At 70.8% G+C, this 12,382-nt stretch carries 10 protein-coding genes, 1 tRNA gene and 1 other RNA gene; 4 read left to right on the forward strand and 8 right to left on the reverse strand.

Translation table 11 applies throughout. The features are described 5' to 3' along the window. Positions 1-35 precede the first annotated feature (35 nt). Complete coding sequence (locus QE410_RS07630; protein ID WP_307330078.1) at positions 36-878, reverse strand: GNAT family N-acetyltransferase; 843 nt, start codon at positions 876-878, stop codon at positions 36-38. Between the two features lie 79 nt (positions 879-957). Here QE410_RS07630 and QE410_RS07635 point away from each other — a divergent pair, with 79 nt between their 5' ends. Continuing rightward, complete coding sequence (locus tag QE410_RS07635) at positions 958-2,652, forward strand: long-chain-fatty-acid--CoA ligase (RefSeq protein WP_307330081.1); 1,695 nt, start codon at positions 958-960, stop codon at positions 2,650-2,652. Positions 2,653-2,745: 93 nt separating this feature from the next. On the opposite strand, the gene QE410_RS07640 is transcribed toward QE410_RS07635, so the two are convergent. From QE410_RS07640 to QE410_RS07650, 3 genes are read right to left on the reverse strand one after another with little or no spacing between them, the layout of a single operon-like run. Next, a complete protein-coding gene (locus QE410_RS07640) occupies positions 2,746-5,736 on the reverse strand; it encodes a bifunctional [glutamine synthetase] adenylyltransferase/[glutamine synthetase]-adenylyl-L-tyrosine phosphorylase (protein ID WP_307330084.1) in 2,991 nt (996 codons plus the stop codon). A gap of 10 nt (positions 5,737-5,746) precedes the next feature. Further along, the gene (gene glnA, locus QE410_RS07645) at positions 5,747-7,087 is read right to left on the reverse strand and encodes a type I glutamate--ammonia ligase (RefSeq protein ID WP_307330087.1); all 1,341 of its coding nucleotides are present in this window, start codon (positions 7,085-7,087) and stop codon (positions 5,747-5,749) included. 23 nt (positions 7,088-7,110) lie between these two features. Beyond that, entirely contained in the window at positions 7,111-7,314 is a 204-nt protein-coding gene (locus QE410_RS07650) for an SPOR domain-containing protein (protein ID WP_307330090.1), read from the reverse strand. Positions 7,315-7,409: 95 nt separating this feature from the next. Here QE410_RS07650 and ppgK point away from each other — a divergent pair, with 95 nt between their 5' ends. After that, positions 7,410-8,195 (forward strand): polyphosphate--glucose phosphotransferase, encoded by a 786-nt coding sequence (gene ppgK, locus QE410_RS07655; RefSeq protein ID WP_307330093.1) that lies wholly within the window; start codon positions 7,410-7,412, stop codon positions 8,193-8,195. A 63-nt stretch (positions 8,196-8,258) separates the two neighbouring features. On the opposite strand, the gene QE410_RS07660 is transcribed toward ppgK, so the two are convergent. From QE410_RS07660 to QE410_RS07675, 4 genes are all read right to left on the reverse strand, one after another. Continuing rightward, positions 8,259-8,552: a hypothetical protein gene (locus tag QE410_RS07660; protein WP_307330096.1), complete on the reverse strand. Its 294-nt coding sequence runs from the start codon at positions 8,550-8,552 to the stop codon at positions 8,259-8,261. 320 nt (positions 8,553-8,872) lie between these two features. After that, positions 8,873-9,269, reverse strand: an RNA gene (rnpB, locus tag QE410_RS07665) — RNase P RNA component class A. Positions 9,270-9,317: 48 nt separating this feature from the next. Then, the gene (locus QE410_RS07670) at positions 9,318-11,015 is read right to left on the reverse strand and encodes a bifunctional 3'-5' exonuclease/DNA polymerase (RefSeq protein WP_307330099.1); all 1,698 of its coding nucleotides are present in this window, start codon (positions 11,013-11,015) and stop codon (positions 9,318-9,320) included. A gap of 15 nt (positions 11,016-11,030) precedes the next feature. Beyond that, a complete protein-coding gene (locus QE410_RS07675) occupies positions 11,031-11,759 on the reverse strand; it encodes a zinc ribbon domain-containing protein (protein WP_307330102.1) in 729 nt (242 codons plus the stop codon). Positions 11,760-11,874: 115 nt separating this feature from the next. On the opposite strand from QE410_RS07675, the gene QE410_RS07680 reads away from it, so the two are divergent. Then, positions 11,875-12,213, forward strand: a complete 339-nt coding sequence (locus QE410_RS07680) for a hypothetical protein (RefSeq protein ID WP_307330105.1) — start codon at positions 11,875-11,877, stop codon at positions 12,211-12,213. Between the two features lie 14 nt (positions 12,214-12,227). Next, a tRNA-Val gene (locus QE410_RS07685) sits at positions 12,228-12,300 on the forward strand. Positions 12,301-12,382: the final 82 nt, after the last annotated feature.

The following is a 12,382-nucleotide window of genomic DNA, read 5'->3' on the forward strand; positions in this document are numbered from 1 at the left end:
GGCTAGGCCGATCGCGCGACCCGCGCGAGGGGTGCTCAGCCCGCGGGGATCTCGACCAGCCGGAACCACCGGCCGAGCGGCTGCAGACGCACCAGCGTGGGCAGGAAGTGAGGGTCGCTCACGTGCCCGTCGAAGTCGACGCGGGCGTGTCCGCGATCGGCCAGCCGGTCGAGCGACCGGCGTACGCACCCCTCGACGAGAAGCTCGCCATCGGGCTGCGCACGCGAGGTGGTCTCGGTGACGACGAGCGCCGGATCCCCGTCACTGAAGACCAGCGACAGGGCCAGGATGCCACCGGCGGGGTCCACGGCGACCGACGACGCGTCGACGTCGATCTCGTTCCACAGATCCTCGTTGAGGGCGTCGGCGAAACCGTCACGGACGGAACTCCACGACTCGTGGACCCAGCGATACATGTCGGCGTGGGCCGCCTCGACCCGGGAGCGGTCGACTCCGGCGAGCGGTTGCACGCGGGAATCGGAGCGCAACGCCTCGCGCATCGTCAGCTCCACCCGCACCGGGGGGATGACCTGTGTCGTCGTCGCCCCGAGGGCGTCGGCGAAACGCAGTGACTCGTCTCCGACGTATCCCCGCGCCGCGAACGGGAGGTCGCGACAGCGCAGGGATGCGAGATGGCGCACCAGCCCGGAACCCACTCCACGTCGGCGATGCGCCGGATGCACGACCACCTCGAGCCAGAACCGATCGTCATGCACGCGCGACAGCCAGATCGCCCCGGCGCCGATGATCTCGCCGCCCTCGAGAGCGACGGCCGAGCGCGTCTCGTCTCCTCGCCAGCGGTCTTGCGCCAGTGTGCGCCCCTCCCACCAGTCGGGCGAGGCGGACAGGTCGGTCTCGGTCAGCGCGCGATAGGCCACGTCCCCATCGAAGCAGACGACCGGCGCCGCTGCGGTCAAGCGCCGAGGCGATGTCGGAGGGGCTTGGAAAGATGGAGTCATGCCGGACTCCCCCTACGCCTCGCGCCCGTGGTCGACGTCGTACGCCGAGGGGGTGCCGCTCGAGATCGACCACCCCTCGCAGACGCTCCCCGAGATGCTGGCGGCCGCGGTCACGACCTACGGCAAGAAGGTCGCGCTCGAATTCTTCGGCGCATCGACGACGTACGCCGAGCTCGGAGATCAGGTCTCACGTGCAGCCGAGGGCCTTCGCCGCCTGGGCGTGCGCGCCGGCGATCGGGTCGCCCTCGTGCTGCCCAACTGCCCGCAGCACGTCGTCGTGTTCTACGCGGCGCTCCGCCTCGGCGCGATCGTGATCGAGCACAACCCGCTCTACACGGCCCGCGAACTGCGCCACCAGTTCGAAGACCACGGCGCTCGATTCGCCGTCGTGTGGGACAAGCTGGCCGACACCGTCGCGGACTTCCCCTCCGACCTGGCGCTCGAGCACATCGTGAGCGTCGACATCACGGAGGCATTGCCGCTGGGTAAGCGTCTCGCCCTGCGCCTCCCGGTGGCGAAGGCACGGCAGGCCCGGGCGCAGCTCACCGCGGCGGCCACGTCGAAACGGCCGTCTCGCTGGAAGACGCTGTCGACGCACGGCCGCCTGTCGAAGAAGCACTCCGGGCCCCGACTCGACGACATCGCCCTGCTGCAGTACACCAGCGGCACGACAGGCACCCCCAAGGGAGCGATCCTCACACACGCCAACCTGCGCGCGAACGCGATGCAGGGACGGGCCTGGGTACCCGGCCTGCACGACGGTCAAGAGACGTTCTACGGCGTGCTGCCGCTCTTCCACGCCTACGGCCTGACCCTGTGCCTGACGTTCGCGATGAGCATCGGGGCGAAGCTCGTGCTGTTCCCGAAGTACGACCTCGACCTCGTCGTCGCCGCGGCGAAGAAGAGCCCCCCGACGTTCCTGCCGGCGGTGCCGCCGATCTACGACCAACTGGCCCGGGCGGCCGCACGGGGCACGATCGACCTGACCAGCGTGCGATTCGCCATCTCGGGGGCGATGAGCCTGCCGGTCGCGACCGTCGATCGTTGGGAGCAGGCGACCGGCGGCCTGCTCGTCGAGGGGTACGGCATGACCGAGTCCTCCCCGGTCGCGCTCGGCAATCCCATCGGCCCCTCGCGACGTCTGGGCACGGTCGGTGTGCCGTTCCCCAGCACCGATATCCGTGTCGTCGACCCCGAGAACCCCTCCGTCGACCGCGCGCTCGGAGAGGCGGGCGAGTTGCTTCTGCGCGGTCCCCAGGTCTTCCAGGGCTACTGGCAGCGACCCGCCGACACCGCCGACACGCTTCTCCCCGGCGGGTGGCTCCGCACGGGAGACATCGCGACGGTCTCGTCCGACGGGTTCGTGACGATCGTCGACCGGCTGAAAGAGATCATCATCACCGGCGGGTTCAACGTCGCGCCGAGCGAAGTCGAAGACGTCCTCGTCTCGCATCCCGACATCGATTCCGCCGCGGTCGTGGCGCTCCCCAAGCCCCGCGGCGGAGAAGACGTGGCCGCGGCGATAGTCGTGCGCGACGGCGTCGAGATCGAGCCCGAGGCCGTGCGCGACTTCTGCAAGACGCGGCTGGCCGCCTACAAGGTGCCGCGGCGCATCGTCGTCGTCGACGAGCTGCCGCGCTCGCTCATCGGCAAGGTGCTGCGGCGCGAGGTGCGCGAGCGTCTGATGTCGTGACGGTGAGGGTCACCGGGGCGTCGAGTAGACGGCGCCAGGCGGTGCGGATGCCAGGGCTCCCGGCATCCGTCCCCCGGCGACGCGAGAGCCGACTCAGCCGTAGAACAGCTTGTCGAACACCCGTCGGGCGCGTCGCGTCGCGCCGAGGTAGTCCTCCTCGACGCGCGTGGCGGAGCGCGGCGGGTACTCCAGAATGCGTCCGATCCCGTCGAGTCGCACCCGGTCAGCCGGCAGCACGTCGCTCGTCTGGCCCGAGAGCAGGGTGTTGGCCGACCGCAGGCGGCTCGCCAGGTGCCATGCCGCGGCGAGCTTCTGCCCCGCGTCGGGCTCGACGATCCCCGCGTCGACCGCGGCCGCCAGGGCCGTCAGGGTGGAGGTCGTGCGCATCGCCGGCACGGCGCGGGCATGCTGCAGCTGCAGCAGCTGCACGAGCCACTCGACGTCGCTGAGCGATCCGGGCCCGAGCTTCAGGTGGCGGGCGGGGTCGGCGCCCTGCGGCAGACGCTCGTTCTCGACGCGGGCCTTGATGCGTCGGATCTCGCGCAGGCCGTTCTGATCGGCCGACTCGGGGTAGCGCACCTCGTCGGCGAGGTCCATGAACGCCCGGATGAGCTTCACACTGCCCGCCACGCCGCGCGCTCGAAGCAACGCCTGGGCCTCCCACGACAGCGACCAGCGCCGGTAGTACTCCGCGTACGCCTCGATCGAGCGGGCGAGCGGACCGCTCCGGCCCTCGGGCCTCAGTTCGGCATCGAGGTCGAGGGGCAGGCGATGGTCCTCGGAATGCTCGCGGAGGCCCGCCACCAGCTTCAACGCGAGCTGGCTCGCGCGCTGCGGGTCGACGCCGTTCGCACGGTAGACGTACATGACGTCGGCATCCGATCCGAAGCCCATCTCCCGCCCGCCGAAGCGGCCCATCGCGATGACCGCGAAGTCGAGGTCGTCGTCTTCGGGAGGCACGACGACGCGTCGCACCGCGCGCAGCGTCGCCTGGATCGTGACCTCGGTGATGGTCGAGAGCGCGTCGGCCAGTTCTTCGAGCGAGACGGTGCCGAGGACGGCAGCCATCGCCACCCGCAGCATCTCGCGGCGGCGCAGCGCCCGAACCGACCGCATGGCGTCGTCGATGTTCTGCCAGCGGGTCTGGATCGCCCGCGCCTCTTCTTCGAGCGCTTTGCCCGAGCGGGGCCGTAGCAGCGCGTCGTCGTCGAGCCAGGCGACGGACTCGGGGATCCACTCCATCAGCTCGCCGATGTAGCGCGAGCCCGACAGCACGCGGGTGAGGCTCTCGGCCGCCCCTGCGGAGTCGCGCAGCATGCGCAGGAACCACGGGGTGTTGCCCAGCCGCTCGCTGATGCGGCGGAAGACGAGCAGGCCGTAGTCGGGGTCGACGCCGTCGGCGAACCACCGGATCATGACGGGCATGAGGTGCCGCTGGATCGTGGCCTTGCGGCTCAGACCGCTGGTCAGCGCCGCGATGTGGCGGAGTGCGCCCGCGGGGTCGCGGAAGCCGATCGCCGCGAGACGGTCGCGCGCCTGCTCGGTCGACAGCGTCCGCTCCCCTTCGGGGAGAGACGCGACGGCCGACAGGAGGGGGCGGTAGAACAGGCGCACGTGGATGTCGCGCACCTCGCGTTTGATGCTCTCCCACGCCGCCTGCACCCCGGATGCCGAGTCGGCCAGGCGCGTGGCCCGTGCGAGCACGCGCAGGTCGTCGTCTTTCTCGGGAAGCAGTGCGGTGCGACGGAGGCCGCGAAGCTGCAGACGGTGCTCCAGCAGGCGCAGGAGGCGGTAGTCGCGTCCGAAGGCCTCAGCCTCGGAGCGCCCGATGTACCCCTCGGCCACCAGAGCGTCGAGCGCCTCGAGGCTGCCGCGCTGACGGATGCGCTCGTCGGTGAGGCCGTGCACGAGCTGCAGCAGCTGCACGGTGAACTCGACGTCGCGGATGCCGCCGGGTCCGAGCTTGAGCTGACGGTTCACCTCGCCCGCGGGGATATGCTCGGTCACGCGCTCGCGCATGCGCTGCACGCCCTCGACGAAGTTCTCGCGCGCCGCGCTGTGCCAGACGAGCGGCTGCACCGCGGCCACGTACTCGGCGCCGAGCACGGGATCGCCGGCGATCGCCCGCGCCTTGAGCAGCGCCTGGAACTCCCAGCTCTTCGCCCAACGGTCGTAGTACTGCCGGTGCGAGGCCAGGGTGCGAACGAGCGCTCCCTGCTTGCCCTCGGGGCGGAGGTTCGGATCGACTTCCCACAGCGGCGGTTCGATCTCGGGGTTCGAGATGCCGCGCATGGTCTGCACCGCGAGGCGGGTGCCGATGTCAATCGCCCGTGCTTCCGACACGACCTCTTCGTCGGCCGTGCCGCCCACGAAGATGACGTCGACGTCGCTGACGTAGTTGAGCTCGCGCGCGCCGGTCTTGCCCATCGCGATGATGGCGAAGCGCGTGGCCTCGACCTGCTCGCGCGGGAACGCCCCCGGTCCGGGCGTCGACACGCGCGTTCGCGCGACGCTCAGCGAGGCTTCGAGCGCGGCCCCGGCGATGTCGGCGAGAGCGGCCGAGACGACGTCGATCGCGCCCGCCGGGTCGTCTTGCGCGAGGTCATAGGCGGCGATGCGGGCCAGCAGACGGCGGTACCGCACCCGGAGGGCGACCCACGCGGCATCCGTTGCGTCGGCGGCGAACCCGTCGACGTCACCGACGGATGCCAGCAGCTCGGCGCGCATCGTCTGCTCGTCGGGGAGGGTGAGCCCCGCCCCGGAGAGGTGGACGAGTTCGCCGGGGTGGCGGAGGTAGAACTCGGCGAAGCCGTCGGAGGCGCCGACGAGATCCCAGAACGCCCGCCAGGCGCCCGCGTCGGCGGCTGCCGCGCGCACCGCGGCGACGTCGCGACGAGCCACCTGCAGAATGGCGCGGAGGGCGCCGTCGGGGTTGGCGACGCGTTGCGCCGACTGCATGGCATCCGCCCGATCGACGCCGACAGTCTCCTGGAGCTCGCCGAGGAGGGTGTCGGCCTCGGCGAGCCGGGAGAAGCCGGTGCGAGCGAGCGCGGTGAGCGCGGTGGAGCGGTCGCCCGAGCTCATCGGTCGACCGTCAGAGTGCTTCGAGGTTGCTCGCGAGCTCGAACGGCGTCACCTGGGCGCGGTACTGCTGCCACTCGCGACGCTTGTTGAGCAGCACGTACTTGAAGACCGTCTCGCCCAGCGTCTCGGCGACGAGCTCGGACTCCTCGAGGTATTCGAGAGCGTGGTCGAGGCTCGCGGGCAGCGGCGCGTAGCCGAGAGCACGGCGTTCGGCGTCGCTGAGCGACCAGACGTTGTCTTCGGCCTCGGCGGGGAGCTCGTACTCTTCCTCGATGCCCTTCAATCCCGCCGCGAGCATGAGCGCGTACGACAGGTACGGGTTGGCCGCGGAGTCGAGCGCGCGGTACTCCACGCGGGTGGACTGGCCCTTGTTGGGCTTGTACAGCGGCACGCGCACCAGGGCCGAGCGGTTGTTGTGGCCCCAGCAGATGAAGCTGGGCGCCTCGTCGCCGCCCCACAGGCGCTTGTACGAGTTCACGAACTGGTTCGTCACGGCCGAGATCTCGCTGGCGTGACGCAGCAGCCCCGCGATGAAATGACGGCCCACCTTCGACAGCTGGTACTGCGCGCCCTCTTCGTAGAACGCGTTCATGTCGCCCTCGAAGAGCGACAGGTGCGTGTGCATGCCGCTGCCGGGCTGGCCGCTGATCGGTTTGGGCATGAACGTTGCGTACACGCCCTGCTCGATCGCCACCTCCTTCACGACCGTGCGGAAGGTCATGATGTTGTCGGCCGTCGTGAGCGCATCGGCGTAGCGGAGGTCGATCTCGTTCTGACCCGGGCCGCCCTCGTGGTGGCTGAACTCCACCGAGATGCCGAGGTCTTCGAGCATGCGCACCGAACGGCGGCGGAAGTCGTGAGCCGTGCCGCCGGGGACGTTGTCGAAGTAGCCGGCCGAGTCGACGGGCTGCGGGCGCCCGTCGGCGCCGAGCTGCGACGACTTGAGCAGGTAGAACTCGATCTCGGGGTGCGTGTAGAACGTGAACCCTGCGTCGGCGGCCTTGGCGAGCGTGCGCTTGAGCACGTGGCGCGGGTCGGCGACGGCGGGCTGGCCGTCGGGCGTGGTGATGTCGCAGAACATGCGCGCCGTCGGGTCGATCTCGCCGCGCCACGGCAGGATCTGGAACGTCGTGGGGTCGGGGTGCGCGAGCAGGTCGGACTCGTACGAACGGGTGAGCCCCTCGATCGCCGAACCGTCGAAACCGAGGCCCTCGGTGAAGGCCCCCTCGACCTCGGCCGGGGCGATCGCCACCGACTTCAGCGTCCCCACCACGTCGGTGAACCACAGGCGCACGAACTTGACGCCGCGCTCCTCGATCGTGCGCAGGACGAAATCACGCTGCTTGTCCATCGTCATCCCTCGTATCGGTGCGGTCAGCGAGCGGAGCTCGAGCCCCAGTCGTCGTTCGCTTCATCTTCGGCCCACTTCTTCGAGCGCTCCTTGAAGAGCTGCGGCGCGTTGGCCGCCTCCTCGGCGGTGTCGAAGGGACCGGCGCGGTCGATCGCGGGCGACTCGTACCCCTGCTCGACCTGGCCGGTCTCGAGGTTGTACCAGTACTTCGTGTTGTCGTCGCTCACGATGCTCCTCACATGGGTCTCGCGTCTCGGCGCGAACCGCCGGTGCTCCCCCGATCCTACTGATGCCGACCGTGCGGCTGGATAGGCTGAGGGGTATGGCAACGAATGCGTCTCGTGCGGTCGGAGTGGACATCGGTGGAACCGGCATCAAGGCCGGAATCGTCGATCTGGACGCCGGGGAGCTCATCAGCGATCGCGTGAAGGTCGCGACCCCCGCCGGAGCCGAACCCGCCGACGTCCTCACCGCGGTGCGCAAGGTGCTCGAGACCCTCGAGGCCCCCGCCGACCTGCCGCTGGGCGTCGCCTTCCCGGCCATCGTGAAGAGCGGCAAGACGCTGTCGGCGGCGAACGTGTCGAAGTCGTGGATCGGTTTCGAGGCCGAGAAGTTCTTCGAAGACGGCCTGTCGCGTGGCATCCATTTCGCCAACGACGCCGACGTCGCCGGCATCGCCGAGGTGCGGTACGGCGCGGCGAAGGGCGTGGAGGGGCTCGTCATCCTGACCACCCTCGGCACCGGCATCGGCTCGGCCATGATCTACGACGGCGTGCTCGTGCCCAACAGCGAGCTCGGGCACCTCCAGCGCGCCGGTCACAAGAAGGATGCCGAGCACTTCGCGGCGTATTCCGCGATGGAGCGCGAGGAGCTGTCGTGGGACAAGTGGGCCAAGCGCCTGCAGTGGTACTACGACTACGTCGAGTTCCTCTTCAGCCCCGACCTGATCGTCGTCGGCGGTGGCGTGTCGAAGCACTCCGAGCACTTCCTGCCGCTGCTGAAGCTGCGTGCGCCGATCGTCCCGGCGAAGCACCGCAACAACGCGGGCATCATCGGTGCGGCGTCGCTCGCGGTGCCGGTGCCGGAGGCTCTGCCCGCGGTGAAGTAGGCCCGGCCGGCGCCGTCGAATGCCGCCGGCGCCGAGAGTGCGTCACGCTCGCCGTCTGGCGAATCAGGCCGCTTCGTCGATCCGGCGCACGCTGACGGCGTTCCGCCAGACGACGGGCGCCCAGTGCCCGCCCTCGCACGGCACCTCGAGCATGATCACGCGGTCGTTGCCGCCGGTCGCCCACGCCGGCTCCCGTGTCGCGGCGCGGTTCGGCCACGTCACCCACGCCCACACCGGGCGTTTGTGTGCGTACCACTCGATGGGTCGGGCGCCCCACGTCTCGGGCTGCAGCGTGCAGGGGGCGATGGATGCCAGCACCCGCGCGACCATCTCGTCGCTGACTCTCGTCGACCCCATGCACCGGACCCCTTCCCCGGCCGTGCTCGATCGTAGAACATAACTACGACATTCGCCCGGGGCTGGACGGACGGCGCAAGCGGTTCACCCGCTCATACGAAGCGACCCTCCCGAGGCAGGGGGCCAACGGGAGGGTCGATGGGTATTCGGCGCCGATCGCCGATCGGGTTGGACGCGTCACAGCGTCGGCGTGTCGCGGTAGCGTCGCTCGCCGCCTGCCGGGCAGCACCACCCCGTGGCGTTGCCCGCCGTCTGCCGGGTGGCATCTCGGCGGCGTCCGACATGCGGCCGCCCGAGGTGTCCCCGCTCACGGCAGGGGGCGAATGGGCCGGCCTGTACGCCGGGTTCTGTCCGGGGGCCCTTCGACAAACTCGGGGCCCCGTGGACGGTCATCTCTCTCGGCGACACGTTGCCGTGCCGCTCCAGCGGCCTACCCGGGGACTCGGCGAGCCGCGTCGTCATCCCCTGTCTGGCCTTGCTCCGGACGAGGTTTACCTGGCGGGTCGTGTCACCACGACCCCCGGTGGTCTCTTACACCACCCTTTCACCCTTACCCCGACGGCCCTTCGACAAGCTCAGGGACCGATGAGGCGGTCTGCTCTCTGTGGCACTGTCTCGCGGATTGCTCCGGGTGGGTGTTACCCACCGTCCTGCCCTGTGGAGCCCGGACGTTCCTCGGCACGGGCGAACCCGTGACGCGACCGTCCAGCCGACCCATTCGCACCGCCCAGTCTACTCGGGCGACTCCGCGGCTCTCGTGCGCTCTCAGCCCTTCTCGGCCGTCTCGCCGATGCGCAGGTCGAGCGGGAAGTCGATCGGGAACGTCCCGAACAACAGCCGGCCCGCGGATGCCGCGGACTCCCGCACCGCGTCGGCCACGGCATCCGTGTGCTCGAGCGGGGTGTGCACGACGATCTCGTCGTGCAGGAAGAACGCCAGGTGCGGCCTGCGCTGGAACACCGGTCCCGACGCGGCCGCCGCGCGTGTGGCATCCACCTCGGGGAGGGCGGCGAGGCGCGCGCGCAGGTCGGCCAGCCAGGCGAGCGCCCACTCGGCGGCCGTGCCCTGGACGACGAAGTTGCGGGTGAAGCGCCCGCGGTCGCGGGCCGAGCGGCGGGCGCGGGTCTCGTCGATTCCGGATGCCGCGGCGTCGCTGGCGAGAGACTGCAGCGCTCGCCACGACTCCTCCGCGGCCGGAGACGTGCGCCCGAGCCAGGTCTGCACCACTCCGCCGTCCTCACCCGTTCGGGCGGCGTCGTCGACGAGCTGCATCGCCCGCGGGAAGGTGCGCCGCAGGCGCGGAAGGAGCCGCCCGCTCTCGCCGGTGGTCGCGCCGTACATGGCGCCGAGCATCGCGAGCTTCGCCTCGCCGCGGCTGGCGACGGCACCGCGCTCGACGATGCCGGCGTAGAGGTCGCGTCCGGATGCCGCCTCGGCCAACGCCGTGTCGCGCGCCATCGCGGCGAGCACGCGCGGTTCGAGCTGTGCGACGTCGGCGGTGACGAGCGTCCAGCCCGGGTCGGCGCGGACGGCCGTGCGCAGCGACCGCGGGATCTGCAGCGCTCCCCCGCCCGACGACGCCCAGCGGCCGGTGACCACGCCTGCGGGGACGTAGACGGGGCGGAACCGATCGTCGCGCACCCACTCGTCGAGCCAGGCCCAGCCGTTGGCCGTGTAGAGGCGCATGAGCTTCTTGTACGCGATGAGCGGGGCGACGGCGGGGTGGTCGTGCTCGGCGAGCTCCCAGCGGGAGGTGGACTGCACCATGAGCCCGACGCGATGCAGCGACCGCAGCAGCCGAGGCTGCGAGTCGAGTGAGGCCGCCGGGTCGTCCAGCGCGGCGCGCACGACGGCGGCGGTCTGCTCGATGCGGGCGGGTAGCCCTCCCCCGCGGCGCGCGCCGAGCTCGCGCTCGAGCAGGTGCTCGTGGGCGGCGCGGCTCCACGGCACGCCCGCCGTGTGCAGCTCGACCGCGATCAGTGCACCCGCCGACTCGGCCGCGCACAGGAGGCGCAGCGCTCCCGGCGCCTCCGACGACGCGATCGCGGCGACCTGACGGCGGTATTCGGCGACGGCGGCTTCGACGGTTTCGGGGATTCCGGATGCCGCGTCGCCCAGGTCGAAGAGGGTGTCGCCGTCTGCGGGCGCCGCGGTATCGGCATCCCATTCGGTGCGCGTGCGGAGACCGTGGTCGTCGGTCACCGTCCGGGCGTTGCGGAGGATGGCGTGCACGAGCCGCAGGTCCCACGCGCGGGCGACGCGGACACCCGCCTCGATCAGGCGCGGGTAGATGGCCGCGGTGTCGGCCCAGACCCAGCGCACGTCGCCGTCGTTCTCGCGTGCCGCGACGGCGGCGGCGAGGGCGTCGATGTCGATCTCGGTCGCCACGGGATGGTCGACGAGGGCGACGAGGGCCATGCGGCCGGTGGCGGTGCGTCCGACGATGACCGTGTCAGAGGCCACGGCCGCCGCTCGGTGTCATCGTGATTCTTCGGTGCGTACGAGGATCGCCCCGCACTCGGGGCAGAACACGACCTCGTCGGTCTGCGAACGGCGCACGGTCGCCAGGTCGCTGGGCGGAAGCACCATGCGGCAGGCCTCGCACGCGCCGGCACGGAGGAGGCCCGCGCCGTTGCCGCGCGACGCCAGGCGCTCGTAGAGGGCGAGCAGGTCGGTCGGAACGGCGGCGGCGACGGCGTCGCGATCGCGCCGCGCGCCCTCGAGACGCGTCGTCGCATCGGCGACGGTCGCCTTGCCCTCGGCGCTCAGTTGCGCGCCCTGCGCGTTGGTCTCGGCGATCAATGCTTCTTGCTCGGCGACGGCGGCATCCGCCGCTTCGAGGCGCTCCATCAGGGCGATCTCGGTGTCTTCGAGATCGCTCTTGCGGCGCTGCAGCGACGCGAGCTCGCTCTCGAAGCCCTGCGCCTGCTTGGCGTTCGACGACGCGGCGAGGCGCTCGGTGTCGCGCGCGATGCGGGCGTCGACGACGGCGACGTCGGACTCGAGACGCTTCAGCTCGGCGGTGATGTCGTCGCGCGCGTTGGCGCGGGCACCCAGCTCTTGCGACAGGGTCGAGCGCTGGGCGATCAACGCGCGCACGCGCTCCGCCTGGGGCGGGTTCGCGGCGACCTTCTGGTCGCGGTGGATCCGCGCGTCGAGGTCGGCGAGGTCGAGCAGTTTGCGCTGGTCGGCGGGGTCGGCGTTCACAGGTTCCACGCTACCCCGGGGGTGGGACATCGGCGGTGCTGGGTAGCCTGGATGCCCGGACCCCCGAGGAAGGAACGCCCGCCGTGCCTGACCCACTCGAGCCCCTCCACAGCCGATGACCGGCGGCATCGTCGGAAGCGTCGTCTTCCTCCTTCTCGGCGCGCTCGCGTACTCCGGTCGCTGGAAAGGCTGGATCAGGGTCCGCCGCGGGTACGGGTCGACGATGGGTTTCGCCTGGCTGTGGCTCGGTCTCGCGTTCGCGGTGTGCACCGTCGCGCTGCTGACGGAGCCGTACTCCCGTCCCGCGTTCTTCGTCCTCTGTGCGGCGGCGGCGTTCTTGCTCGTCGTCAGTCTCGTCGCGATGTTCTGGCTCCCGCGTTTCCTGCTCCCCGCATGGTTCCGCGTGCTGCGCGGAGACCGGCCGGCGGTTGGGCGTTCGCGCGACGCCCGGTAGACTCGTCGAATCCAGGGCCTTTAGCTCAGCTGGTAGAGCGCCACGTTTACACCGTGGATGTCGTCGGTTCGATCCCGGCAGGGCCCACAGCAAAACACCCCCGGAAATCCGCGGGTCTTTCACTTTGTGCGGGGTGGTCCCCCGTTCCCAGTTTCTCCTCGTGTCTCCC

Origin of the sequence: Microbacterium sp. SORGH_AS_1204, from assembly GCF_030818935.1 — a bacterium.
Lineage (GTDB): Bacteria > Actinomycetota > Actinomycetes > Actinomycetales > Microbacteriaceae > Microbacterium.